Raw genomic sequence first — 26,220 nt, forward strand, 5'->3', positions numbered from 1 at the left:
CATGAGCGCAAATGCGGTCCCCTTGATCGGTGTCAGCGCCTGCCGCCAGCAGGTGGGGAAGAACTCGTCGCATACGGTAGGCGACAAGTATGTCGAGGCGGCCGGCTTTGCCGGCTTGCCATTGATCTTGCCGGCCCGTGACGGGGGCAGCGACACGCAGGCGCTGCTGGCCCGTCTGCATGGCATTGTTTTTACCGGCTCACCTTCAAATATCGAACCGCATCATTACAATGGCGCCCCCAGCGCGGCAGGTACCCGGCACGATCTGGCACGCGATCGCCTGACCCTGCCGCTGTTGCAGGCGGCCATTGCCGCCGGTGTGCCGGTGTTCTGTATTTGCCGTGGCTACCAGGAATTGAACGTGGCCCTGGGCGGCAGCCTGCACCAGCGCGTGCAGGAACTGCCCGGCTACCTGGACCACCGTGAACCAGAGGACGCACCTCTGGAGGTGCAATACGGCCCTCGTCACCTTGTCGGTATCGAGCCTGGCGGGTTGTTCGAGCGCCTGGGCCTGGCGGCGCAGTTCGAGGTCAACTCGCTGCACAGCCAGGGCATCGACCGCCTGGCCCCGGGCCTGCGCGTCGAGGCACGGGCCCCGGATGGCCTGATCGAAGCGGTGTCCATGCCTGCCGCGCCGGGCTTTGTGCTCGGCGTGCAATGGCACCCGGAGTGGCGATTTACCGAAAACCCGGTCTCGTTGCGCCTGTTCCAGGCGTTTCGCGAGGCCTGTTTTGCCTATGCAACACGGGAGGGCGCACGGCAGGAGGCACTCTGACGTCACCCGAAGGTCTCGGATGACTTGTTCCCGGCAGCAAGCTTTCAATGAGTGAAAGCGGGCCTTGTACGCAAGGCCTGTGAAAACAATTCCAAAATTTACGGCAAATACTCATGAGCAATTACACAGAAGCCGGCCGCCCACCCGATGTGGCGGCCGACGCGGGCAACACCCAGCGCAGCAAGGGGCTGGCCACCGGCCGGCTGGGCTTGCTGGCCAGCGTGGTGCTGGGCATTTCCACCATCGCCCCGGTCTACACCCTGACCGGCGCCCTTGGCCCGACCGTGCGTGAAGTGGGCGCGCACCTGCCAGCGGTATTCATCGTCGGCTTCCTGCCGATGCTGTTGGTAGCCTTGGGCTATCGCGAACTGAACTCGGCGGAGCCGGACAGCGGTACTTCGTTTACCTGGTCGGCGCGTGCCTTCGGTCCGATGATCGGCTGGATCGGTGGCTGGGGTCTGGTGGTCGCCACCACCATCGTGTTGTCGAACCTGGCAGGGGTGGCGGTCGACTTCTTCTACCTGTTCCTTGGTCAGATCACCGGCAAGCATGAACTGGCGGCATTGGCCGACAACCTGCTCATCAACATAACCACCTGTTGCGTGTTCATCGCCCTGGCGGTGTGGATCTGCTGCCGCGGCATGACCACCACCATGACGGTGCAATACGGCCTGGTGGCCCTGCAGTTGCTGGTGCTGATCGGCTTTGCCTTTGCCGCTTTCGGCGAAACCACGGCGCCGCCACCGCTGGAATTCGATTTCGCCTGGTTCAACCCGTTCGGCGTCGAATCTTTCTCGGCCTTTGCCGCCGGGCTGTCGCTGTCGATCTTCATCTTCTGGGGCTGGGACGTGTGCCTGACTGTCAGCGAGGAATCGGTCGGCAGTGACGAGGTGCCGGGCAAGGCGGCCACCTGGACCGTGCTGCTGATCCTCGGCCTGTACCTGTTCACCGCGATTGCCACCCTGCAGTTTGCCGGTATCAGCGAACAAGGCCTGGGCCTTAACAACCCGCGCATCCAGGAAAACGTCTTCGCTCACCTGGCCGGCCCGGTCATGGGGCCGCTGGCGATCCTGATGTCCATCGCGGTGCTGGCCAGCACCGCGGCGTCGCTGCAGTCGACCTTCGTGTCGCCGGCGCGCACACTGTTGGCCATGGGTTACTACGGTGCGGTGCCGCAGAAGTTCGCCAGCGTCTGCCCTCGTTCGCAGACCCCGCGTTACGCCACCATCTGCGCCGGCGTGGCCGCGGGTCTGTTCTACGTGACCATGCGCACCCTGAGCGAGAACGTGTTGGCAGATACCATCACTGCACTGGGCATGATGATCTGCTTCTACTATTCGCTGACGGCCTTTGCCTGTGTCTGGTACTTCCGCCACAGCCTGTTCGACAGCCTGCGCCACTTCCTCATGCGCGGCTTGTGCCCGCTGGTGGGTGGGGTGATCTTGTCGGTTATCTTCGTGCGTACAGCCATCGACAGCGCCTCGCCGGACTTCGGCAGCGGCTCGCATGTGGGCGGGCTGGGGCTGGTGTTCGTGATCGCCGCGATCATCTCGGTGCTGGGGATCGTGCTGATGATGCTGTCGCGGCTGCGCGCGCCGGCGTACTTCCTGGGGGCTACCCTGCGTCAGCAGGCTACCTTGCCATTGCAGGAATAAGGCTGGGGGCGCTTCGCGCCCCATTCGCAGCACAAGGCTGCTCCTACATCGATGGCGTACATTGCGCCATTGTAGGAGCAGCCTTGTGCTGCGAATGGGCTGCAAAGCAGCCCCATGCGGTCTTTCAGGAGAGCAGTTCTTTCAGAAGCCCGCTGTTGCGCTGTTGCTGCTTGTTCAGCAGCAGGCGGTTCGAGCGGAACACTGCCTTCAAGTCTTCCAGCGCCTCGTCGAAGTCATCGTTGATGATCACGTAGTCATACTCGTCGTAGTGCACCATCTCGCTGACCGCTTCCTTCATGCGCCCGGCGATGATTTCTTCGCTGTCCTGCCCGCGGCCGTCCAGGCGCTCGCGCAGTGCCTGCTGGCTTGGTGGCAGGATGAACACCGACAAAGCCTGCGGCATCAGCTTGCGTACCTGCTGGGCGCCTTGCCAGTCGATTTCCAGGATCAGGTCGTAACCCTGGTTCAGGGTCTGCTGCATGGCGCTGCGCGAGGTGCCGTAGAAGTTGCCGAACACCTCGGCATGCTCCAGGAAGTCGCCTTGGTCGATCAGAGCCTTGAATTCCTCGTGGACGACGAAGTGGTAGTTCACCCCGTGCTGCTCACCCGGGCGCATGGCCCGGGTAGTGTGCGAGACCGAGACGCGGATTTGCGAGTCGTCCTGGGTCAGGGCAGTGACCAGGCTGGTCTTGCCGGCGCCCGAAGGGGCCGAAACGATGTAGAGAGTGCCGCTGCTTTGCTTCATGGTCGGGGTGGCCTTACTCGATGTTCTGTACTTGTTCACGCATCTGTTCGATCAATACCTTCAGGTTGACCGCCGCTTGCGTGCTGCGTGGGTCGAAGGCCTTGGAGCCGAGGGTGTTGGCCTCGCGGTTGAGTTCCTGCATCAGGAAGTCGAGGCGCCGCCCGGCAGCACCGCCACCCTTGAGCACGCGGCGCACTTCGGTGACGTGGGTGCTGAGGCGGTCGAGCTCCTCGGCCACGTCGCTCTTCTGGGCCAGTAGCACCATCTCCTGCTCCAGACGTTGCGGGTCGAGTTCGGCCTGCATATCGCCGAAGCGGTCGAGGATCTTCTGCCGCTGTGCTGCCAGCATCTGCGGCACCAGGGCGCGCAGGGTGGTGACTTCGCTGGCCATGTTGTCCAGGCGTTCGTTGATCAGCCGGGCCAGTTCCAGGCCTTCACGCTGACGCCCGGCCTTGAGCTCGGCCAGCGCCTCATCGAACAACGCCATGGCTTCGGTATTCAGTGCCTGCGGATCGTTGGCGTCGGCCACCAACACGCCTGGCCAGGACAGCACCTCCAGCGGGTTCAGTGGTGCCGGCTGCTTGATCAGGCCGGCCACTTCCTCGGCGGCGGCAACCAGCTGCGCGGCGCGCTCGCGGTCCACCTTCAGCGGTTTGCCGTTGCTGTCTTCGTTGAGGCGCAAGGTGCATTCTACCTTGCCCCGCGACAGGCCTTGGCGCAGCCCTTCACGCACGGCGCCTTCGAGGTCGCGCAGGGCCTCGGGCAGGCGCAGGTGCGGCTCCAGGTAACGGTGGTTGACCGAACGCAGCTCCCAGACCAGGGTGCCTTGGCTGCCGGCGCGCTCGACACGAGCAAAAGCGGTCATGCTGTGCACCATGGGGAGTACCTCGCGTATATGAATGAACGGTGGGAGCCTCTCGGCTGCAAGGCGCAGGATTGTAGCGCAGTGGGGCCTTGGCGCCCAATCCACCCATGTTACCGACGGGTGGCCTGGCCGGTAGGAAAAGGCGACGGGCTGTGCCGGGCGCGACAATAGGCATGTCTTCCCCGGGCCATGGGCTCTATAATGCTCGGCAGATTCAAAGTCCCAGTACAGGTATCCCAGATGAAACGTCCAAGTGGTCGCGCCGCCGATCAGCTCCGCTCGATCCGCATTACCCGCAACTACACCAAGCACGCCGAAGGGTCGGTACTGGTCGAGTTCGGTGACACCAAGGTCATCTGCACGGTCAGCGTGGAAAACGGTGTGCCGCGCTTTCTCAAAGGCCAGGGCCAAGGCTGGCTGACTGCCGAGTACGGCATGCTGCCGCGCTCCACCGGCGAGCGTAACCAGCGTGAAGCCAGCCGTGGCAAGCAGGGTGGCCGCACCCTGGAAATCCAGCGTCTGATCGGCCGTTCGCTGCGCGCCGCGCTGGACATGAGCAAGCTCGGTGATATCACCCTGTACGTCGACTGCGACGTGATCCAGGCCGATGGTGGCACCCGTACCGCGTCCATCACCGGTGCAATGGTCGCTCTGTGCGATGCCCTGGCGGTGATCAAGAAGCGCGGTGGCCTGAAAGCCGGCAACCCGCTCAAGCACATGATCGCCGCAGTGTCGGTGGGCATGTATCAGGGCGAAGCGGTGCTCGACCTGGACTACCTGGAAGACTCCGCCGCCGAAACCGACCTGAACGTGGTCATGACCAGCGCCGGTGGTTTCATCGAAGTGCAGGGTACTGCTGAAGGTGCGCCGTTCCAGCCTGAAGACTTCAACGCCATGCTCGCCCTGGCGCAGAAGGGCATGAGCGAGATCTTCGAACTGCAGCAGGCGGCACTGGCCGACTGAACCCAGCCAGGGAGGTGCGGGGCATGAGCGAATCGAACCTGTCGATCACCCCGCCCAATGCCGAAATCCGGCAGTGGGCGATGTTCTGCCACCTCTCCGCGCTGCTGGGCCTGGTGGTGCCGCTCGGGCACTTGCTGGGCCCGCTGGTGCTTTGGCACCTCAAGCGCGAGCAAGACCCTTTCATCGACGCCCAGGGCAAAGAGGCGCTGAATTTTCAGATCAGCGTGACCATTGCCGGGTTCATCTGCTTCCTGCTGATGTTCGTGTTCATCGGGCTGGTGCTGTTCGCCATGCTGATGGTCGCGGTGATGATCCTGATCATCATTGCGGCTGTGCGGGCGAATGAGGGCAAGCCGTATCGCTACCCGATGATCTGGCGGCCGATCAAATAAAGCTGGGGCTGCTTTGCAGCCCTATCGCGACACAAGGCCGCTCCTACAAGGGATGTGCATTCCCCTGTAGGAGCGGCCTTGTGTCGCGATAGGGCCGCAAAGCGGCCCCATGCCTTCAGATGGTCAACGTCCAGTCATAGTCGACGATCAGCGGCGCATGCTGGGAGAAGCGCGGCTGACGCGGCAGGCGGGCATTGCGCACGAAGCGGCGCAGGCCCGGGGTGAGGATCTGGTAGTCGAACCGGTAGCCCAGGTTGAGCATCTCGGCCTGCTCGTTGTCCGGCCACCAGCTGTACTGGTCGCCTTCACGGCTGACTTCGCGCAGGGCGTCGACGTAACCCATCTCGCCGGTGATCGCATCCATCCAGGCACGCTCCGGCGCCAGGAAACCCGGCGACTGCTGGCTGTCACGCCAGTTCTTGATATCGAGCTTCTGCTGCGCCACGTAGAACGAGCCGCAGTAGATGTATTCGCGACGCTTGCGACGCTGTTTGTCCAGGTACTTGGCGAAGTCGTCCATCAACTTGAACTTCTGGTTCAAGTCTTCGTCGCCGTTCATACCCGAAGGCAGCAGCAGGCTGGCAATACTGACTTTGTCGAAATCTGCTTGCAGGTAACGCCCGTAGCGGTCGGCTGTCTCGAAGCCCAGGCCGGTGATGACTGCCTTGGGCTGCATGCGCGAATACAGGGCCACACCACCTTGGGCAGGCACCTCCGCGTCGCAGGCATAAAGGAAATAGCCATCGAGCTGGAAAGCTGGGTCATCGAGTTCAAAGGCCGAGGCGCGGGTATCCTGAAGGCAGATGACGTCGGCATTCTGGGCTTGCAGCCAGCTGAGCAAACCACGCTCGGCCGCAGCCTGAATGCCATTTACGTTCACACTGATGATCCGCATAAATGGCCCCAAAAATCTCGTGCGTGTATGATACCCGAGCTCAACCCATTTAGCTAAATCCGTGGTGTCCGGGACTATCCATGCAGCCGTATCAGCGCGACTTCATCCGTTTTGCCATCGATCGCGGGGTACTGCGTTTCGGTGAATTCACCCTGAAATCGGGGCGTACCAGCCCGTATTTCTTCAATGCCGGCCTGTTCAACACCGGTTCCGCCCTGGCCGAACTGGGCCGTTGCTATGCCGCAGCCATCGTCGACAGCAAGATCCCGTTCGATGTGCTGTTCGGCCCGGCCTACAAGGGTATCCCGCTTGCAGCGACAACTGCCGTGGCCCTTGCCGATCAGCATCAGCTCGATGTGCCATGGTGCTTCAACCGCAAGGAAGCCAAGGACCACGGTGAAGGTGGCAGCCTGGTCGGTGCACCGCTGGCCGGTGACGTACTGATCATCGACGACGTGATCACCGCCGGTACCGCCATTCGTGAGGTCATGCAGATCATCAATGCCCAGCAGGCCAAGGCCGCTGGCGTGCTGATCGCGCTGAACCGCGAAGAGCGTGGCAATGGCGAGCTGTCGGCGATCCAGGAAGTGGAACGCGACTTCGGTATTCCGGTGGTCAGCATCGTTTCGCTGACCCAGGTGCTGGAGTTCCTGGCCGATGACCCGCAGCTGAAGCAGCATCTGCCGGCGGTCGAGGCTTACCGGGCGCAGTACGGTATCTGATTCGGGCCTGGAAATGAAAAAGGCGACCTTCTTGTGAAGGTCGCCTTTTTTTGTGTCGCCTGTTCCGGCCTCTTCGCGGGCATGCCCGCTCCCACAAATACCCCACAGGTTTCATATCTTGTGGGATCTCTGTGGGAGCTGGCTTGCCGGCGATAGGGCCAGTGCAGGCTAACCAACCAATCAGCGCTGCTTGCGGTTGGTAATCAGGGTACCCACGCCGCTGTCGGTGAAGATCTCCAGCAGCACCGCATTCGGCACGCGGCCGTCGATGATGTGGGAGCTATTCACACCGCCCTGCACGGCATCCAGCGCGCACTTGATCTTCGGCAGCATGCCGCCGTAGATGGTGCCGTCGGCGATCAGTTCATTGACCTGCTCGGTGGTCAGGCCGGTCAGTACCTCGCCCTGCTTGTCCATCAGGCCGGCGATGTTGGTCAGCAGCATCAGCTTCTCGGCCTTCAGCGCCTCGGCTACCTTGCCCGCCACCAGGTCGGCGTTGATGTTGTACGACTCACCGTTGGCACCCACGCCGATCGGCGCGATCACCGGGATGAAGTCGCCCTTCACCAGCATGTTCAGCAGGTCGGTGTTCACACTCACCACTTCGCCCACGTGGCCGATGTCGATGATTTCCGGGGTGGTCATCTCGGGCGTCTGGCGGCTGACGGTCAGCTTGCGGGCGCGGATCAGCTCCGCGTCCTTGCCGGTCAGGCCGATGGCGCTGCCGCCGTGGCGGTTGATCAGGTTGACGATGTCCTTGTTGACCTGGCCACCCAGCACCATCTCCACCACGTCCATGGTCGCCGAGTCGGTGACGCGCATGCCGTCGATGAAGTGGCTTTCGATCGACAGGCGCTTGAGCAGGTCGCCGATCTGCGGGCCACCACCGTGGACCACCACCGGGTTGATGCCCACAGCCTTCATCAGCACGATGTCACGGGCGAAGCCGGTCTTGAGCTCCTCGCTCTCCATCGCGTTGCCGCCGTACTTGATCACCAGGGTCTTGCCGACAAAGCGGCGGATGTAAGGCAGTGCTTCGGACAAAACCTCGGCTACATGGGAAGCGGCATCGCGATCGAGGGTCATGCAGGGCTCCTGTAAGGAACAGATAGTCGGTCAGAACGGCAGTTGCAGCTCAGGCTCAACCCGCAGCAACTGGGTACGGAAAACATCCTTGATACGTTGCAATTCGGCGTCGCTGTCAGCCTCGAAGCGCAGCACCAGCACCGGGGTGGTGTTGGAGGCGCGAACCAGGCCCCAGCCGTGGGCGTAGTCCACCCGCACACCGTCGATGGTGGTCAGGTTGGCTTCGCCCCAGTCGGCGTCGCGTTGCAGTGCATCAATGATGCTGAATTTACCCTCGTCGGTCACATCAATATTGATTTCCGGCGTGGAAATATCGTTCGGGAACGCGGCGAACAGGTTTTCGGCACTCTTCCCGGCCTTGCTGAGGATCTCCAGCAGGCGCGCGGCGCTGTAGATGCCGTCGTCGAAACCGTACCAGCGTTCCTTGATGAAGATGTGACCGCTCATCTCGCCGGCCAGCAGCGAGCCGGTCTGCTTCATTTTCTTCTTGATCAGCGAGTGGCCGGTCTTCCACATCAGTGCGCGGCCGCCGTGCTGCTCGATCAGCGGGGTCAGGCGACGGGTGCACTTCACGTCGAAAATGATCTCGGCACCCGGGTTGCGCGACAGTACGTCCTGGGCAAACAGCATCAGCAGGCGATCGGGGTAGACGATGCTGCCGGTGTTGGTCACCACGCCGACGCGGTCGCCGTCACCGTCGAAGGCCAGGCCGATGTCGGCACCGGTTTCCTTGACCTTGGCGATCAGGTCTTCGAGGTTCTCCGGCTTGCCCGGGTCCGGGTGGTGGTTGGGGAAGTTGCCGTCGACTTCGCAGAACAGCGGGATCACTTCGCAGCCCAGGGCTTCGATCAGTTGCGGCGCGACCACGCCGGCGGCACCGTTGCCGCAGTCCACGACCACCTTGAGCTTCCTGGCCAGCTTCACGTCTTCGACGATCTGCTGGAAGTAGCGGTCAAGGATCTCGACCTTTTCCACGCGGCCTTCGGCGCGGGTCAGGTCGTTGGTTTTCAGGCGCGTCAGCAGGGCCTGGATCTGTTCGTTGGCCAGGGTGTCGCCAGCGATGACGATCTTGAAGCCGTTGTAGTCCGACGGGTTGTGGCTGCCGGTCAGCATCACACCGGACTTGCCGGCCAGCACGTTGGCTGCGTAGTACAGCGCCGGGGTGGGTACCAGGCCGACGTCACTGACCTGGCAGCCGGCATCGACCAGGCCCTTGATCAGCTGTTCGACCAGCATCGGGCCGGACAGGCGGCCATCGCGGCCGACCGAAACCTGCGGTTCGCCCTGGGCCAGGCTCTGCGCGCCGATGGCGCGGCCGATCCAGTAGGCGGTTTCGGCGTGAAGGGTCTTGCCGACCACGCCGCGAATGTCATACGCGCGGAAAATGCTGTCTGGCAGTGCGGCGGGTACCAGGTGGGCCATGTCGTTCATCTCTGGAAGCTCCATTAGTCAAAGGCTTTCTGGGCAGGCGCAAACTGAACGCTTGGACGGTGGTTTCGCCAGAGAGTTCGCCATCCTTGGCCTGAACGGTCATTTCTCGGCTCAGTGGCTGCCGGAATGGCCGAAGCCGCCAGCACCGCGCTGGCTTTCATCGAACGCTTCGACGATGTCGAAATGGGCCTGTACCACCGGTACCAGCACCAGCTGGGCAATGCGCTCGCCAACGGCGATGGTGAACGGGGTGTTGCCGCGGTTCCAGCACGACACCATCAACTCGCCCTGGTAGTCCGAGTCGATCAGCCCGACCAGGTTGCCCAGCACGATGCCGTGCTTATGGCCCAGGCCCGAGCGCGGCAGGATCACCGCCGCCAGGCCCGGGTCGCCGATGTAGATCGACAGGCCGGTGGGGATCAGCAGGGTCTGGCCTGGCTCGAGGACGGTGTCTTCCTTGAGCAGGGCGCGCAGGTCCAGGCCGGCGGAGCCGGGGGTGGCGTACTGCGGCAGGGGGAATTCGGTGCCCAGGCGTGGGTCGAGGATCTTGGCTTGAAGAGCGTGCATGTAACTTATTGAACCTGATTGAGCCGTTCGGCGATGAAGGCGACCAGTTGCCGGGCAATCTTGCCCTTGCTGGTCTGCGCGAAGAGGGTCTGGTGCTGCTGGCGGTCGATCACGGTCAAGGCGTTTTCCTCGCTGTTGAAGCCGATGCTGGGGTTGGCCACATCATTGGCGACGATCAGGTCGAGGTTCTTGTCCTTGAGCTTGCGCGTGGCGTAATCGAGCAAGTGTTCGGTCTCGGCGGCGAAACCGACGCTGAACGGGCGGTCGGCGCGGCCAGCGATGGTGGCAAGGATATCGGGATTGCGCACCATCTGCAGCAGCATGCCGTCGCCGGTCGTAGGATCTTTCTTCAATTTTTGCGTGGCAACGACTTCCGGGCGGTAGTCCGCTACCGCCGCAGAAGCGATGAACAGGTCGCACGGCATGGCCGCTTCACAGGCCGCGAGCATGTCCCGCGCGCTGACCACGTCGATACGGCTGACCCGGTCGGGGGTCGGCAGGTGCACCGGGCCAGTGACGAGGGTCACCCGAGCCCCGGCTTCGGCGGCCGCTTCGGCCAAGGCGAAGCCCATCTTGCCGGAGCTATGATTGGTGATGTAGCGCACCGGGTCGATGTTTTCCTGGGTCGGGCCGGCAGTGATCAGCACGTGCTTGCCGGTCAGGGCCTGGCGCTTGAAGCTTTCCGCGGCACACCAGGCCAGGTCGGTGGCTTCGAGCATGCGGCCTAGGCCGACGTCGCCACAGGCCTGGCTGCCGGACGCTGGGCCGAACACCTGGATGCCCCGGCTCTTGAGCAGTTCGAGGTTGGCCTGGGTGGCCGGGTCGCGCCACATGGCCTGGTTCATGGCCGGGGCCACGGCGACAGTGGCATCGGTAGCCAGTACCAAGGTGGTCAGGAGGTCGTCGGCCATGCCTTGGGCCATGCGCGCCATGAGGTCGGCGGTGGCCGGGGCGATCAGCACCAGGTCAGCCCACTTGGCCAGTTCGATGTGGCCCATGGCCGCTTCGGCGGCAGGGTCGAGCAGGTCCATGTGCACCGGGTGGCCTGACAGCGCTTGCAGGGTTAGCGGGGTGATGAACTCTGCACCACCACGGGTCATGACGACGCGCACCTGCGCGCCGTGCTCCAGGAGTCGGCGAATCAGTTCGGCGCTTTTGTAGGCGGCAATGCCGCCACCCACGCCGAGAACGATGCGCTTGCGATACAGCCGCTGCATAGGCTTGCCTTTTTCCAGTGAGAGCGGGCGACGACGTTTGAAAATGCCTGCGGCGGAACGTCGCATGTACGAGGCGAAATAGATTAACACAGGGCCGAAATGGGCCGCAGCAAGGGCAGAGGAGCGGGATGAATATCAGGGAGTGGCCGGCTGAAGAGCGGCCGAGGGAGAAGTTGCTGCAGCGCGGGGCGGCAGCGCTGTCGGATGCCGAACTGCTCGCCGTGCTGTTAGGGTCGGGGGTTGCCGGGCGGAATGTGCTGGACCTTGCGCGGGGGCTGCTGGGGCGTTTTGGTGGGCTCAGGCAGTTTCTCGAGGCCGATCGCGCAGCAGTGCTTCGCGAGCCGGGCATTGGCGCTGTGAAATACGCACAGTTGCAGGTGCTTTTGGAAATTGGCCGGCGTTATCTGGATGAGGACATCGAGCGCGCAGCGGCTCTCGAAAGCCCAGCGGCGGTGCGGCGTTATCTCAAGGCCATGCTGCGCCATGAGATCAGTGAAGTATTCGGTTGCCTGTTTCTGGATACCAAGCACCGGCCGTTGGCGTTCGAGATCCTGTTCAGGGGCACGATAGACCGGGCGAGTGTTTACCCGCGGGAGGTAGTGCGGCGGGCACTGCTGCACAACGCGGCGGCGTTGATCCTTATGGTGTCAACTCTAGTGTTTCACTCGGCTGAAGTGCCCGAGATAGAAGCATTCCTTGATGCTTATTCAGATTTTGATGTTCCATATTCAGTGTTGCAGAGCAAATTTGATTTTAGGCCCAGGCGGGCCACCACAGCAGTCAGCTTCACCAACAATTGTGATGCTAGGTCCCGGATGACTGGGGCTCAGGCTGTTGCTTGCGGTTCACAGAAAAGCTGGGAATTCCTACCCATCTTCCCGAAAAAGCTGAACATTACGGCAAAATCTGATGGAACCTACTCCACGTGGCCAAGGGATCCTACATCGCTGATGGCATTTTGACCTTCTCCACTCATTGTGTACCGCTGGATAAAAAGGCGAGAATGCGCGCGCAATGGAAGGCATGATGCGCGCAGGTCGGCGCTCTCGTGGCAGGATGTCACCGGCTTCATGCCTCCACAGCCAAGGCTCGCACGAGCCTTTAAGCTTAATGCCAATTTGTGGAGAGTGATGTGCTGAGTGACGACGACCAAAAGCTAGCCAAGATCCTTTTTGGCCTTCTGAAAAATGCGACTAGCCAAGCCGTCGTCAAGGAATTCCTCCGGACGAAGGGCATCCCCGTTTCTGCGCAAAACTGGGACGATCTCTATGAGAAGCGGATCGAGCCTGCCCTCAAGGATAAAAAACTTGCCCTGAAAGACCTCCGTGATCTACTGCAGCAGGTGGAGGAGTTTGGCAAGCAGCACTCGTTCCTTTTCCAGTGCACTGAAGAGCGGGCAATCGGCCTGCTGTCTCCTACGCGCATCGCTTCAATCGCAGCAGCTGAGGGCCTTTCGGGGCTGTTTACTCACCCGCTGGATCTTGAGATGCCCGACGAGGCCACAATCGTCGACATCCGCCTGTACCGTCCGGACCCGCAGAAGACACCGGTTTCGCTTACGATCAAAGTCGTCGAAAGCCGTGACATCAATCGTCTCAGCGCTGTGGAGACGGATCCAGCAACTGGCGAACTGATTCGACGCTATGCGACCACAAAAAAACGTGCGGTGAATATTGTTCACCTGGACCACACTGGTTTATTGGAGTTTCGTATTGCCTCTCAAGATAATCAGGCAAAGAAATATTCCGAGCTCTTGTGGGTGTTGAAAAACAAAGTAAGGAAATTTCTACCGGACGATGGGTTCGCTGAAGTTTCGCTTAGCCCCGCTAAGAATAAGATTCTGCGCGAGCGCGATAACCTCTCCCAAGAAATCAGATATAGCAATTCAACGGCTCGAAATGAATTCGGGGCCCAAATGCAGATTACCTCCGCATCGGTTGATGAAAACCTTTCATCGGATGAGGGTTCGATGTCTGCGTTGGATCGCTTCTTGGAGCGTGATGGCGAAGTGACGGGAGCCAATATTTACGTTAAACTACCAGACAGTGATCCTCCCCGTGAACTGAGGCTTTTGATTTCGGGTGAGAGAAACGAGTTTGCGGTGACCGTAGCGTGCTCCGCCGGAGAATACGAATATGTTCGCGGAAAAGTTATCGCCTTTAATACTTAACCATCCAGACGAGGCTGAAGGCCTCCGAAGATTGGCTAGTTTTATCCAGGGCTATGAATCCCAGGGTGGCGAAGCTTTGCCTAGAATTCGGCTAAACCCGAATCGCATGTTCGATATTATGCAAGCCGGTACTTCCGCGCACCTTGCAATCTTGATTAATATCTTGGTAACGGGCCGGATTATCAAGAGATTCCTTATTGTTAGGTGCCCCAGCGGCGAAGGTCTCTCATTCCAATCTTACGGCGATATCCCAGAGATTGTTCGTGATCCTGGGATGGATACCGAATTTGAAGTACTTGCCGCCAACGTGGAACCAACCTATAGATTGGTGCTCGATTGAAGCCTGTTGATATTGTTACCCTTGTTCGATCGACTTGGGAAAATACGATTGAGACCAAACGACTGGCCCAGCTGCAGGCAATTAGGGCAACTCTGGATGCCGAGCATCTGGAGCTGTTTGACTCGTTAGTCGATATGCAGATTTCTAATGTCAAAGATGATGCTCAGGCCATCACGCTCATGCTTGTCCATGGTATTCAAACTGATGGTTCCTGGCACGAGCTGGTAAAAGCAGCCTTCCGAGATGTTGCTCATGTCAGAGTCAAAGGTCTTGGCTACCATTGTGTGACCGCGCTGCAGCTTGCGTGTCCGTTTCGATCTACGCCAATCAATAAGATCGCAAATGACTTCCGAGACGCACGGCTTATGGAACCGACTGCTCGCATTATGGTCATTGCCCACAGCTTCGGCACCTATATCATTAGTCGGATCCTCGCCAAATACACTGACATCAACATTGAGAGAATTGTTCTCTGCGGCTCCATAATAAAAGGCAATTATGCCTGGGAGAAGCATGCTCGGCACATGGCTGCAGGCAACATCGTCAACGATGTCGGGACGCGAGATTTTTACCCCGTCCTAGCTACCTTTTCGACTATAGGCTACGGCGGGACTGGTCGAAACGGATTTAAAAATACACGTGTAGCTGACCGTTACTTTGATTACGGCCATAGCGATTTTTTTGAGCCCGACAAGGACCATATCGTCAAATATTGGAAGCCTTATATTCTAGATGGGACCATCGTCGAGTCTGAGTGGGATAGCATAAAGCCGAAGACCCATCTGGGAATCATGCTGGCTTGTCACCCTTGGATCGGCAGACCTGCCTTCTATGCAACCGTTGGGTTAATTACAGCTGCCGTAGCGGGTTTGGCTTGGTGGCTACTCACCTGATCTTCCACTGCTCTGTTTCAGGGTCCCTTACCAAATGCTGCTCTGAGACGACATCCAAGCCTACGGACCTAAAAATACTGAGCATTAGCGTCATAGAATAGTAATAGAGTCGCTGGTGTCGTCCCTTGTCTGAGGCCACAAACACCCCGTCAATCCGTCCATCCTCACTAGTCGCGAATTCGAATACGTACGAGTGGATTACCTGGTTCGCGACAAAAGTCATATCCCGCAGTTCTTTGTAAACTTTAGTAGTTTCGTAGTTTTCCATTATGTTGTGCCGATTGAAGTAGTCTACTGTCTTGCCACTGGTGATCGGGTAGTACGGTAGATGGAGCTTAATTTTCTTCGTTGATTCAGAGATTTTGTAGGTCTCGATTAGCTTGCGTACCGTATAAAAACTGACAAAAATTTCACGTTCTGCTTTCGCATAAATGCGCCCTTCAGAACACTCTTTTACACGAGCCTTCTCAAGCCAACGAGCTGAACGAAGAAGTGACTTCCTCCAATCATCAGACTCGTAAATCATCAGGATTCTCCTTGACTGAGAAATAAATAAAACGTCAGTCTATTACTGCTGCATCAATACAATATTATCACCTCGGCTAGCATAGGACGCAATAGGTCAATGACCCAGGCTCTAAAGCAATATATCGCGAAAAGCATTAACTCAGTTATAATGATGGCCCCGCTTAAACGGGAGGTGATACGCCTCATCATATGCTGCTCTATAGCAATTATCCTGAATGCCATCCTATTCTTTGGTGTAGAAAACGACGGTACCATCAAGCCATGGGCAGAGATACCACTGAAACTGTTCGCCTCAACAACTTTATTTGCCTTTATGGTGAAGATTTTCCTTCCGCTTTTCGGTTGGACCATATTGAAGGCAGTGTTATTGAGCGCCAATAATGCCTTTAGTGGGGTGCTAAGCTTTCTAGGGAATCAATTTACAGGTGCTTTGTATTGTTCGGCCTTTATCCTGGCTTCTCTTACACTTAAGCAGTATGTAATTTCAGGGTTTATGGATCCTCAATTGGCTCTGATGGCGCCTACTGTTCTCTTTGCGGGCTTCTTGTACTTCTATATTTTTCAGTGCGCTATTCAAAAAACAATGACGCCTGCTCTGTGTGCTCCGCCTCTCCCGCGCTCTAGCAGGGTGCCGTGACTACCTGTTCTTGTAGGGGCAGGTTCGAATAGCAAGAGTCACTTGATGGCGTGATTTGATCTCTATCCTGGTGCCATAGCATGGCGCCAAAATTCCGCCGGCATAAAAATCTCCTGCCTGACACAATCAGAATAATAAATGCTACGAAAGTAGGCTGCGTACTGAGCGATTATGGAAAACTTCGCTGGAATCTATTCGTCATTACGTGATAAAAATTATTCTGTGCCCCGGTAAAGTGGCACAAAAATATAGAGCAACAGTTCAAGGGAATAGATATGGCTCAGTATAAGCACGGCAATTTTCTGCACAAAAGTGATCATTCGGAGTACGATAAAAAGTATTCGCCTGGTACCGAAGCGCCAAATCCAGGCATTTACCGATGCGTCTCCTGCGGGGATGAGATCGGTATTGCCAAAGGGCATGTTCTTCCTCCACAGAACCATCACCAGCATGCACCTGACGCGGGCAAGATTGAGTGGCAGTTAGTGGTTTTTGCACAGCAGCGGAAATAAGGTTTTTGGGCTCAGTAGAGCTCTGCAACGTGGGTTCTACTGAGCACTCAATAAAAGGACGGAATCCGTATTGACTATTCAAACCACTATGAGGAGGGTGATCGTGAGCGTGCCTGGTTACGCATATATTCGGATATTAGATTGCCGAAATTGATGTCGGCCTCTTCAACAAAAATATTGACGTGGCAGTAAAACTCTTCAGGACCCCTGAGATAATTGAAAATTCTTGATCTGACGACGCCACAAACCCCCGCTTTGACGGCCGTAGAGGGTAGGTTGACTACATCGCCAACACATGGGATAAGAGCTAAGCCATGCTCACTGTTAAAGACAATATCAGCTGAGCGGTCATCAGGCCTGACAAACTCTTGATCCTCCGAGACCTGCTGATAATCAATGCTATACCTCATGCACAGCCTACCTCATTTGCGGGGTAAGGAATCAGCGCCGCGGGTCGTAAATAGTAAAATCCAGTTCAGTAGGCACGTTTGCGACGGAATTAGTTAGCCGATCTCGATACTATATAGTTTGGCAATTAACGCTTTTCAAGTACATACCCTACGCCTCTAAGTGTGTGTATCAGCTTGGTTTCGAAGGGGTCATCTATCTTGGCTCTGAGTCTTCGAATCGACACCTCTACAACGTTCGTGTCGCAATCAAAATTCATATCCCAAACCTGAGAGATAATCTGCGTACGGCTCAGTACCACCCCGGTGTTACGCATCAAGTAGTGCAGCAACGCGAATTCTTTGGTGGTCAAATCAATACGCTGACCGTCCCTGAATGCCCTGTGCCGGCTTTGATCAAGTTCCAGATCGGCCACGCGAATGACCTCCACAGATGCGGGGTGATCTGACCTGCGCATCAAGGCGCGAACCCGGGCTAGCAGCTCTGGGAACTCAAATGGTTTGATCAGATAGTCATCTGCGCCGTTCTCCAGCCCCCGGACCTTATCCGCCAATCGGCTTCTCGCCGTCAGCATCATGATGCGGGACGGGCAGTTTTTACGGCGCAACAACTCAAGGACCTGCCAACCGTCCATCTCTGGTAGGTTTATATCGAGGATAATCAGCTCGTACTCATGCTGCTTGGCCAAGAATAATCCATCTGATCCGGTGTGGACGCAATCTACGACATAGCCACACTCTGTAAGGCCTTGACGCACATACTCCGCAGTTTTTACTTCATCCTCAATTACCAGAATTCGCATGGGATTATGTCTCGATATCACTGAGCAATTAACCGCGCACGCGCGCCGGCATTATTGAAATGGATGGTAAATCAAAATGAGCGTGTTGGGGTTCAAATGACGGATTTGTAATTTCTAGGTAATACAGTTGATAGTCTGGAGGTATATCTTGTCGCGGCTTGGGTTTGACAGTTGCGGGCCCTCTCTCCAGCGGATGATTTGACCATATGAAATACTGGGTTATTTTCTTCTTTGTGCTAGCTTCGTTCCGTTCGGATGACGGCGAGGTCGCTCATGTTGAGGAGACTGGTCATTGGTGTAGTCATGAACTTCACCGGCATGCAATGCGTACAATCGAACGCTTACTTGAATTTTAGGCAAAAAAAAGGCGCCCAATGGGCGCCAAATATCCACCTTTTACCAAAGGAGCAATTAAGCCACTCAAGGTGAATTCGTAATGCTCGTTTTACTAATCGGACCAGCCGTCGAAAGACTGGCCCGCTCAGCGAATTACAGAATCGAAAGCGGGTACTCGATGATTACACGAGTTTCATCCAGATCCGATTCGAAAGCAGTGGCACGCGTGGTTGCCTGGCGCAACCGGAAGGACAAGTCTTTTGCCGGACCGGTTTGCACAACGTATTTGACTTCGACGTCACGCTCCCAACGCTTCTGATTGTCGAGCGGGTTGCCGTTGTCGTCGGTGCGCATGTAGAACTGGTTAGCGTTCGAGTAATCCGCGCCCGAGCCTCTGGCGTAGCGGGTCATGAACGTCAGGCCTGGGATGCCGTAGCTGGTGAAGTTCAGGTCATAGCGCAGCATCCAGGAACGCTCTTTCGGCGAGTTGAAGTCGCTGTACTGGATGGAGTTGTCGACGAAAATCGAGTCCGACTGACGCAGATAGTCGAAATCGTCGTCGCCGTTGTTGCGCTGGTGCGACAGGGCCAGGGTGTGGGCGCCGTAACGCACGCCGACCTTGGCACTCCAGATGTTGTTGTCGAATTCACCCAGGCGCTTCTTACCTTCATCTACGGCTTTGTAGTAGTTGAAGCCACCGATCAGCGCCAGATCGTCGCTCAGCGGGTAAACAACGCTGGTGCCGGCGTAGTACTGATTCCAGACGTCTTTCAGCTGGCTGGCGTAGACGCTCACAGTCCAGTTGTCGTTGATCGAGTAGTCACCACCACCGTAACCGATCCATGGCGAGTTGACCGGGCCGCCGTAGAAGGTCACGAAGTTGTCGTTCAGGTTGCTGGAGACTGGCTGGCTCATGGCGTGCAGTCGACCACCCTGAAGGGTGAGGCCTTGGATGCTGGTGTTCTCAACGGTCACGCCGCGGAAGCTTTCTGGCAGCAGGCGAGAGTCACCGGATGCAACGACCGGAGTCGATGGGAAAACATCACCTACTTTCACGATGGTATCGAACAAGCGGACTTTGGCTGCACCGCCGACCTTGGTGTATTCGTCGCGAGCTTCGCCCTTGTTATCAACGGGTAGCACGTCGAAGGAGCTACGGCCGCCGTTGCGCCCATCACCGGTGTCGAGCTTGAGGCCGATCATGGCGAAGGCATCAACGCCGAAGCCAACGGTACCCTGGGTAAACCCAGAGTTGAATTTACTGATGATCGCGTGCGCCCAGGCTTCGGAGTAGCCGTTGGTATTGCCCTTGCCACTGTTGTAAGTGGGGGCGGTGCTGTCGCGATTATCACGGTTGAAGTAGAAGTTACGGTTCAACACTGTAAGGCTGCTGCCTTCAATGAAGCCTTCTGGCTTGTCTTCAGCTTGTGCCGAAATAGCGTAGCTTCCAGACAGCGCAGAAACTGCCGCCAAATACAGTGGTACTTTGATTTTCATCCGATGCTCCTTTGATTCACGGCAGTTTTTATTATGTTTACCGGCGCGGGTGTCGTTAATTGTTCTGACCCGGCGGCGCGCCTAGCGTAGCGCGAGCTCATATTTGCAGGCCGAAGATAACGGGAGGGTGATAGGACAATTACAATTTCGTCATCTGCCTGTTATTCGGCGCCTTCGCACCGCGTGTTTGCCATCTCCGTTGCTTGTAACGAAATCCTAGTGCCGGGTTTGGTTTCCCAGTATTTTCGGGCATTACAGGACTTTCTTACGAAATTGTAATTTTCTAGCCACCCCTCTGATAGCTACCGCTCATTAGAGTGCCATCACCTAATCAAGTGGGGCTTGGCAGCTGTTTCGGCGTTCTCGCCAAGCTTTATCGAAGTTTGTGCACGAGGACCATCAAAGTGCCCCGGTATAACCGCAATGTCTTATCCAAGACCTCCGTCTCGCCCTGGAAGATCGCTGCACTCTGTGCAGTCATCTCTGGATTGATGGCACCTGCAGCTCTTGCTCAAAGCATCAGCTTGCCCCAGGCGCTTTCGACGGCCATGGATGCCAACCCTGACCTGGCCGCGGCCCGGCAAGAGATTGGCATCGCTGATGGTGCTCGCAAGCAGGCCGGGCTTATCCCCAACCCCACTATTTCGTACGACGTGGAAGACACCCGTCGTAACACCAGCACGACGACCGTGTCGCTTAGCCAAACCCTGGAGCTGGGTGGTAAGCGGGGAGCTCGTGTTGACGTCGCCACTTACGGGCAGACCGCCGCACAGCTGGAGTTGGACCGTCGCGTGAACGGTCTGCGGGCAGACGTCGTACAGGCCTTCTACGCCGCATTGCGGGCCCAGACAGGCCTTGACCTGGCCAAGCAATCTCTCGAACTGACTGAGCGCGGTCTCCGCATCGTCGATGGTCGTGTTCGCGCAGGTAAATCGTCTCCAGTAGAGGCCACCCGCGCCCAAGTACAACTGGCCGAAGCAAAGCTGCAAGTTCGACGTGCCGAAACCGAAAAGACGACCGCTTACCAGCAACTCGCTCAAATTACCGGGAGCTCGGTCACCGTCTTTGATCGACTCGAATCGCCAACCCTCTCCCCGGGACTGCCACCGCGGACTGAAGAGCTGCTGGCGAAGCTCGATCAGACCGCAGAAATGCGCCAGGCCGTGGTACAGATCGACAAGAGCGATGCCTCGCTCGGTTCAGAGAAAGCTCAGCGTATCCCGAACCTTACCGTCAGCGTAGGTAGCCAGTACGACCGCTCTGTGCGCGAGCGTGTCAACACTGTGGGCGTCTCTATGCCTTTGCCGCTGTTTGATCGCAACCAGGGCAACATTCTTTCCGCTTCTCGTCGTGCAGATCAGGCCCGAGACCAGCGCAATGCTGTGGAGCTGCGGCTGCGCACCGAAACCCAAACCGCGTTGAACCAGTGGTCCACCGCCATGCAGGAGGTCGAGTCCTACGACAAGACCATTCTGCCGTCAGCCCAACAAGCCGTAGATACCGCAACCCGCGGCTTCGAGATGGGCAAATTCGGCTTCATCGAAGTGCTGGATGCCCAGCGCACCTTGATCGTCGCTCGTGGCCAATATCTCGAATCGTTGGCAGCGGCGACCAATGCGCGTGCGCAGGTGGAAAGGGTTTATGGCGAAGTCGGCTCAACTGCCGGCGCTCGCTGAACGGGCCAAACATTTTCTTCGGCACACAGCCTTGAACAAGCCGGTGCCTACGATCAGCAGGAGTAGCAATGGATAACAAACGCAAGATCGCCCTCGCGGTAGCCGCTGTGGCAGCCCTCGGATTTGGCAGCCTTGCCTGGAACAACAGTTCTGGACAGCAGGCCGCTAGTACCGCCGAGCATGGCGCTAACGATGGCCATGGCGACGAAAAGAAAGCCGCATCTGCCGCCAAAGAGGAGGGTGATGAGGGCCATGGTGAAGAAGGCCACAGCGAAGAGGGCGGTGAAGAAGAGGGCAAGCTGACGCTTAGCGCTGAGCAGATCAAGGCTGCCGGCGTTGCCCTGGAAGCTGCAGCGCCGCGTGACTTGGGTACAGTCGTGAGCTTCCCGGGCGAAATTCGCTTCGATGAAGACCGGACCGCCCACGTGGTTCCTCGTGTTCCTGGCGTTGTAGAGACTGTCCAAGCCGACCTGGGTGAGACGGTCAAAAAGGGTCAGGTCCTCGCTGTAATCGCGAGCCAGCAGATCTCTGACCTGCGCAGCGAACAACAGGCCGCACAGCGTCGCGTCGAACTGGCGCGAGTGACCTTCGAGCGTGAGAAGCAGCTGTGGCAGGACAAGATTTCCGCGGAGCAAGACTACCTCCAAGCACGCCAAGCGCTGCAAGAAGCGGAGATCTCCTTGGCCAACGCCAAGCAGAAGGTCGGTGCGATCGGTGCTTCGGTTAACTCCGTTGGCGGTAATCGTTACGAACTCCGAGCTCCTTTCGACGCCGTGGTGGTGGAGAAACACCTGACCGTTGGCGAAGTCGTCAGCGAGGCGACCAACGCCTTCATCCTTTCTGACCTGAATCAGGTCTGGGCAACCTTCGCCGTCCCGCCTACAGATCTGGGCAAGGTCACGACTGGTCGTGCGGTGAAAGTCTCTTCGCCTGACATGAATGTCGAGGTCGAAGGGAAGGTGGGTTATGTCGGGAGCCTGCTGGGCGAGCAAAACCGCGCAGCCACTGTCCGCGTCACCTTGACCAACCCCAACGGTGCCTGGCGTCCAGGCCTGTTCGTGAACATTGCGGTCACTTCCCAGACTGATCGAGTTGCCGTAGCGGTCCCTGAGCACGCAGTCCAGACCGTTGAAGACAAACCCTCGGTATTCGTACGCACCCCAGATGGGTTTGACACCCGCCCGGTAAAACTGGGTCGTCGCGACAATGGGTACGTGGAAGTCATCGACGGTATTGAAGCCGGCGCCCAGGTAGCAACCAGTGGCAGCTTCACACTCAAGTCCGAGCTCGGCAAAGCTTCTGCCGAACACGGTCACTGATGCGAACTGACAGGATGATTTCTCATGTTTGAACGTATCATCAGATTCGCCATCGAGCAGCGCATCGTAGTAATGATCGCTGTTCTGATCATGGCGGGTATCGGTATCTACAGCTATCAAAAGCTGCCCATCGATGCGGTACCCGATATCACCAACGTCCAGGTGCAGATCAACACTGCAGCGCCTGGTTATTCGCCTTTGGAAACCGAACAACGGATCACGTTTCCAGTTGAAACGGCCATGGCCGGTCTCCCGGGCCTTCAGCAGACCCGTTCCCTGTCTCGCTCTGGCCTGTCTCAGGTCACCGTGATCTTCAAGGATGGCACTGACATCTTCTTTGCCCGCCAGTTGATCAACGAGCGGCTGCAGGTTGCGAAGGAACAGCTGCCAGAAGGCGTAGAGGCCGTTATGGGCCCGGTATCTACCGGCCTCGGCGAGATCTTCCTGTGGACCGTTGAAGCCGAAGATGGCGCGGTCAAAGAGGACGGTACGCCTTACACCCCGACCGACCTGCGCGTGATCCAAGACTGGATCATCAAGCCTCAGCTGCGCAACGTCCCGGGTGTAGCCGAGATCAATACCATCGGCGGCTATGCCAAGCAGTTCCTGGTTGCGCCAGATCCTAAGCGCCTGGCTACCTACAAGCTTACCCTCAATGACCTGGTCGCAGCGTTGGAAAGTAACAATGCCAACGTCGGCGCCGGCTACATCGAACGTAATGGTGAGCAGTTGCTCATCCGTGCGCCCGGCCAGGTAGGCAACATCGAAGACATCGCCAACATCGTGATCACCAGCGTGGATGGTGCACCGATTCGCATCAGCAGCGTTGCTGACGTCAGCATCGGTAAAGAACTCCGCACAGGTGCTGCTACTGAGAACGGCCGCGAAGTCGTGCTCGGTACCGTGTTCATGCTGATTGGTGAAAACAGCCGTACTGTGTCTCAAGCTGTCGCCGCCAAACTGGCGGACATCAACCGCACCCTGCCAAAGGGCGTGGTGGCTGTGACCGTTTACGACCGTACCAACCTGGTTGAAAAAGCCATCGCGACGGTGAAGAAGAACCTGGTAGAAGGCGCGATCTTGGTAATCGCGATTCTGTTCCTGTTCCTCGGCAACATCCGTGCAGCCCTGATCACCGCGATGGTGATTCCGCTGTCCATGCTTTTCACCTTCACAGGCATGTTCAACAACAAGGTCAGTGCCAACTTAATGAGTTTGGGGGCACTCGACTTCGGCATCATCGTCGACGGTGCCGTGGTTATTGTAGAAAACGCGATCCGTCGACTGGCTCATGCGCAGCATAAGCATGGCCGCATGCTCACCAAAACCGAACGCTTCCACGAGGTCTTTGCCGCGGCGCGAGAAGCTCGCCGGCCGCTGATCTTCGGTCAGCTGATCATCATGGTGGTGTACCTGCCGATCTTCGCCCTCACCGGCGTCGAAGGCAAAATGTTCCACCCTATGGCGTTCACCGTTGTGATGGCTCTGCTGGGCGCAATGATCCTGTCCGTTACCTTTGTTCCTGCAGCTATTGCCATGTTCGTCACTGGCAAGGTGAAGGAAGAGGAAGGCGTGGTCATGCGCACAGCTCGACTGCGCTATGAGCCGGTTCTGCAATGGGTGCTGGGACATCGGAACATCGCTTTCTCGGCCGCAGTAGCCTTGGTCGTGCTCAGTGGTGTGCTGGCAAGTCGTATGGGTAGCGAGTTCATCCCAAGCCTCAGTGAGGGTGACTTTGCGATGCAGGCCATGCGTGTGCCTGGAACGAGCCTCACTCAGTCCGTCGAGATGCAGCAGCGTCTGGAGAAAGCGGTAATAGCGCAGGTGCCTGAAGTCGAGCGGATGTTCGCACGCTCGGGTACCGCGGAAATTGCATCTGACCCGATGCCACCGAACGCCTCCGACGCCTACATCATGCTCAAGCCTCAGGATCAGTGGCCTAACCCCAAGAAGCCTCGCGATGAGCTGATTGCTGAGGTGCAGAAGGCCGCAGCGGGTGTTCCAGGAAGCAACTACGAGTTGTCGCAGCCAATCCAACTGCGTTTCAACGAGCTGATTTCGGGCGTGCGTAGTGATGTCGCTGTGAAGGTCTTCGGCGATGACATGGACGTGCTCAACAACACCGCCAACAAGATCGCGGCAGCGCTCAAAGCGGTACCGGGCTCGTCGGAAGTGAAAGTTGAGCAGACATCCGGCCTGCCGGTGCTGACAATCAACATCGACCGCGAGAAAGCAGCACGCTACGGCCTGAACATCGCGGATGTTCAGAACTCGATCGCTATCGCCGTGGGTGGTCGCCAGGCCGGCACGCTGTATGAGGGCGACCGTCGGTTCGACATGGTAGTGCGCCTGCCTGAGACCGTTCGCACCGACGTAGCGGGGATGTCCAGTTTGCTGATTCCGGTGCCTGCCAATGCGGCTCAGGGTGCCAACCAGATCGGTTTCATCCCGCTGTCGCAGGTCGCTAATCTGGACCTGCAACTGGGCCCGAACCAAATCAGCCGCGAGAACGGCAAGCGTCTGGTAATCGTCAGTGCCAACGTTCGAGGCCGTGACCTGGGATCCTTCGTTGAGGAGGCGACCGCTTCGCTGGATCAGAAGGTGCAAATCCCTGCGGGCTACTGGACGACTTGGGGTGGCCAGTTCGAGCAGCTGCAGTCGGCTGCCAAACGGCTGCAGATCGTTGTTCCAGTCGCCTTGCTGCTGGTCATGACCTTGTTGTTCCTGATGTTCAACAACCTGAAGGACGGCATGCTGGTCTTCACCGGTATTCCATTCGCACTCACCGGTGGTGTTGTGGCGTTGTGGTTGCGGGACATCCCACTGTCGATCTCGGCAGGTGTCGGCTTCATTGCACTGTCCGGCGTTGCAGTACTGAACGGCCTGGTGATGATTGCCTTCATCCGCGGGCTAAGGGAGGAAGGGCGAACGCTCAGGCAGGCAGTCGATGAAGGTGCATTAACCCGTCTGCGACCTGTTCTGATGACTGCCTTGGTAGCTTCCCTGGGCTTCATCCCGATGGCTTTGGCCACCGGTACCGGTGCAGAAGTTCAGCGGCCACTGGCGACTGTGGTGATTGGCGGGATCCTGTCCTCCACCGCATTGACCTTGTTGGTACTGCCTGCCCTGTATTACTGGGCACACCGCAAGGATGAAGACGGCGACGAGGCCGAAGTGGTTAGCTAACAGGCTCCGCTAAAGAGAAGCCCACAACACGTGTTGTGGGCTTTTTTGTTTAAAGTGAAGTAGATGCACTTACCTTTCAAAATTGTAAGTTTCTCGTCATGCCGGTGATGCCTATGCATTGCTAAGGTTACGCCCGAGAAGTTTTGAAATTGAGAGGGTTTTATGAAAAAGCTAATTATCGCTGCTGCACTTGTTGTTTTCTCGGTGGCTTCGCAGGCCAACACTTTTTCCGAGAGCAAGCAGCTGCAATACACCAAGGAGCACCAGACCGCAGTGGCCAAGTACGCGGAGAAAAATGGCAAGCCAATGCCAGAGATTCAGGATTACAAATATGGCATGAAGATAGACGTTGCTAAGTTCGTACGTCAGTCGCAGGACCCACGTACCTGCCAGGTCTACCCACGGTTGATGACCTTCGAGGACTCCCAGGGCACGCTCAAGACTGTTCGTTACTCGATGTATTCGCAATGCATCAACAACAAGTAGTAAACGATTTGAACAGAACAATTAGAGAATTCATAAATGCCAGGCAGTGCCTGGCATTTTTTATTACGCCCGATGCCCCATGGTTTTGACATGTTAACGCCTGGGCCGGGGCAAACC

22 protein-coding genes and 2 pseudogenes are annotated in these 26,220 nt (G+C 57.8%); 14 read left to right on the top strand and 10 right to left on the bottom strand.

What is annotated here, in order from left to right:
• Position 1: 1 nt before the first annotated feature.
• Positions 2 to 775 carry a gamma-glutamyl-gamma-aminobutyrate hydrolase family protein gene (locus tag GYA95_RS23800; protein WP_015272333.1) on the top strand — a complete coding sequence of 258 codons (774 nt, stop codon included), beginning with the start codon at positions 2 to 4 and terminating at the stop codon, positions 773 to 775.
• 113 nt (positions 776 to 888) lie between these two features.
• Positions 889 to 2,430, top strand: a complete 1,542-nt coding sequence (locus GYA95_RS23805) for an APC family permease (RefSeq protein WP_013974795.1) — start codon at positions 889 to 891, stop codon at positions 2,428 to 2,430.
• A 124-nt stretch (positions 2,431 to 2,554) separates the two neighbouring features.
• On the opposite strand, the gene gmk is transcribed toward GYA95_RS23805, so the two are convergent.
• Complete coding sequence (gene gmk / locus GYA95_RS23810) at positions 2,555 to 3,175, bottom strand: guanylate kinase (RefSeq protein WP_015272332.1); 621 nt, start codon at positions 3,173 to 3,175, stop codon at positions 2,555 to 2,557.
• Positions 3,176 to 3,188: 13 nt separating this feature from the next.
• Entirely contained in the window at positions 3,189 to 4,052 is an 864-nt protein-coding gene (locus GYA95_RS23815) for a YicC/YloC family endoribonuclease (RefSeq protein ID WP_015272331.1), read from the bottom strand.
• 228 nt (positions 4,053 to 4,280) lie between these two features.
• Between GYA95_RS23815 and rph the strand changes: the two genes are divergently transcribed.
• Positions 4,281 to 5,003 (top strand): ribonuclease PH, encoded by a 723-nt coding sequence (gene rph, locus GYA95_RS23820; RefSeq protein ID WP_013974792.1) that lies wholly within the window; start codon positions 4,281 to 4,283, stop codon positions 5,001 to 5,003.
• A 23-nt stretch (positions 5,004 to 5,026) separates the two neighbouring features.
• Entirely contained in the window at positions 5,027 to 5,395 is a 369-nt protein-coding gene (locus tag GYA95_RS23825; RefSeq protein WP_003258195.1) for a DUF4870 domain-containing protein, read from the top strand.
• Between the two features lie 115 nt (positions 5,396 to 5,510).
• On the opposite strand, the gene GYA95_RS23830 is transcribed toward GYA95_RS23825, so the two are convergent.
• Entirely contained in the window at positions 5,511 to 6,290 is a 780-nt protein-coding gene (locus tag GYA95_RS23830; RefSeq protein ID WP_003253401.1) for an exodeoxyribonuclease III, read from the bottom strand.
• Positions 6,291 to 6,370: 80 nt separating this feature from the next.
• Here GYA95_RS23830 and pyrE point away from each other — a divergent pair, with 80 nt between their 5' ends.
• The gene (gene pyrE, locus GYA95_RS23835; protein WP_003253405.1) at positions 6,371 to 7,012 is read left to right on the top strand and encodes an orotate phosphoribosyltransferase; all 642 of its coding nucleotides are present in this window, start codon (positions 6,371 to 6,373) and stop codon (positions 7,010 to 7,012) included.
• A gap of 180 nt (positions 7,013 to 7,192) precedes the next feature.
• Here pyrE and argB read toward each other — a convergent pair whose 3' ends face one another.
• From argB to coaBC, 4 genes and pseudogenes are all read right to left on the bottom strand, one after another.
• A complete protein-coding gene (gene argB / locus GYA95_RS23840; protein WP_003258198.1) occupies positions 7,193 to 8,098 on the bottom strand; it encodes an acetylglutamate kinase in 906 nt (301 codons plus the stop codon).
• A 30-nt stretch (positions 8,099 to 8,128) separates the two neighbouring features.
• A pseudogene (locus GYA95_RS23845) lies at positions 8,129 to 9,496 on the bottom strand (phosphomannomutase/phosphoglucomutase); the annotation flags it as partial.
• 144 nt (positions 9,497 to 9,640) lie between these two features.
• Positions 9,641 to 10,096, bottom strand: coding sequence for a dUTP diphosphatase (dut, locus tag GYA95_RS23850; RefSeq protein ID WP_015272329.1), 456 nt, complete (start codon positions 10,094 to 10,096; stop codon positions 9,641 to 9,643).
• A gap of 5 nt (positions 10,097 to 10,101) precedes the next feature.
• Positions 10,102 to 11,313 carry a bifunctional phosphopantothenoylcysteine decarboxylase/phosphopantothenate--cysteine ligase CoaBC gene (gene coaBC / locus GYA95_RS23855; protein WP_003253409.1) on the bottom strand — a complete coding sequence of 404 codons (1,212 nt, stop codon included), beginning with the start codon at positions 11,311 to 11,313 and terminating at the stop codon, positions 10,102 to 10,104.
• 128 nt (positions 11,314 to 11,441) lie between these two features.
• Here coaBC and radC point away from each other — a divergent pair.
• From radC to GYA95_RS28040, 3 genes and pseudogenes are all read left to right on the top strand, one after another.
• Positions 11,442 to 11,954 (top strand): annotated as a pseudogene (radC, locus tag GYA95_RS23860) (RadC family protein); the annotation flags it as partial.
• A 491-nt stretch (positions 11,955 to 12,445) separates the two neighbouring features.
• Entirely contained in the window at positions 12,446 to 13,483 is a 1,038-nt protein-coding gene (locus tag GYA95_RS23865; RefSeq protein ID WP_003253411.1) for a hypothetical protein, read from the top strand.
• A gap of 336 nt (positions 13,484 to 13,819) precedes the next feature.
• Positions 13,820 to 14,716, top strand: coding sequence for an alpha/beta fold hydrolase (locus tag GYA95_RS28040; RefSeq protein WP_014754857.1), 897 nt, complete (start codon positions 13,820 to 13,822; stop codon positions 14,714 to 14,716).
• Here GYA95_RS28040 and GYA95_RS23880 read toward each other — a convergent pair.
• Positions 14,709 to 15,242, bottom strand: coding sequence for a hypothetical protein (locus GYA95_RS23880; RefSeq protein ID WP_009682000.1), 534 nt, complete (start codon positions 15,240 to 15,242; stop codon positions 14,709 to 14,711). The genes GYA95_RS28040 and GYA95_RS23880 overlap by 8 nt on opposite strands.
• A 99-nt stretch (positions 15,243 to 15,341) precedes the next feature.
• On the opposite strand from GYA95_RS23880, the gene GYA95_RS23885 reads away from it, so the two are divergent.
• Entirely contained in the window at positions 15,342 to 15,881 is a 540-nt protein-coding gene (locus GYA95_RS23885; RefSeq protein ID WP_003253418.1) for a hypothetical protein, read from the top strand.
• A gap of 275 nt (positions 15,882 to 16,156) precedes the next feature.
• A complete protein-coding gene (locus tag GYA95_RS23890; protein ID WP_161551508.1) occupies positions 16,157 to 16,393 on the top strand; it encodes a hypothetical protein in 237 nt (78 codons plus the stop codon).
• 535 nt (positions 16,394 to 16,928) lie between these two features.
• Here GYA95_RS23890 and GYA95_RS23895 read toward each other — a convergent pair.
• Together GYA95_RS23895 and GYA95_RS23900 are read right to left on the bottom strand one after the other, a co-directional pair.
• The gene (locus tag GYA95_RS23895) at positions 16,929 to 17,603 is read right to left on the bottom strand and encodes a heavy metal response regulator transcription factor (RefSeq protein ID WP_003253420.1); all 675 of its coding nucleotides are present in this window, start codon (positions 17,601 to 17,603) and stop codon (positions 16,929 to 16,931) included.
• A 489-nt stretch (positions 17,604 to 18,092) separates the two neighbouring features.
• Entirely contained in the window at positions 18,093 to 19,436 is a 1,344-nt protein-coding gene (locus GYA95_RS23900; protein ID WP_003253422.1) for an OprD family porin, read from the bottom strand.
• 404 nt (positions 19,437 to 19,840) lie between these two features.
• Here GYA95_RS23900 and GYA95_RS23905 point away from each other — a divergent pair, with 404 nt between their 5' ends.
• From GYA95_RS23905 to GYA95_RS23920, 4 genes are all read left to right on the top strand, one after another.
• Positions 19,841 to 21,112: a TolC family protein gene (locus GYA95_RS23905; RefSeq protein WP_016712696.1), complete on the top strand. Its 1,272-nt coding sequence runs from the start codon at positions 19,841 to 19,843 to the stop codon at positions 21,110 to 21,112.
• Positions 21,113 to 21,180: 68 nt separating this feature from the next.
• Complete coding sequence (locus tag GYA95_RS23910) at positions 21,181 to 22,431, top strand: efflux RND transporter periplasmic adaptor subunit (RefSeq protein ID WP_003253426.1); 1,251 nt, start codon at positions 21,181 to 21,183, stop codon at positions 22,429 to 22,431.
• 24 nt (positions 22,432 to 22,455) lie between these two features.
• The gene (locus GYA95_RS23915; protein WP_003253428.1) at positions 22,456 to 25,617 is read left to right on the top strand and encodes a CusA/CzcA family heavy metal efflux RND transporter; all 3,162 of its coding nucleotides are present in this window, start codon (positions 22,456 to 22,458) and stop codon (positions 25,615 to 25,617) included.
• A gap of 162 nt (positions 25,618 to 25,779) precedes the next feature.
• Entirely contained in the window at positions 25,780 to 26,103 is a 324-nt protein-coding gene (locus tag GYA95_RS23920; protein WP_003253432.1) for a DUF2790 domain-containing protein, read from the top strand.
• The last annotated feature ends 117 nt before the right edge of the window (positions 26,104 to 26,220 follow it).

This window comes from Pseudomonas asiatica, from assembly GCF_009932335.1.
Lineage (GTDB): Bacteria > Pseudomonadota > Gammaproteobacteria > Pseudomonadales > Pseudomonadaceae > Aquipseudomonas > Aquipseudomonas asiatica.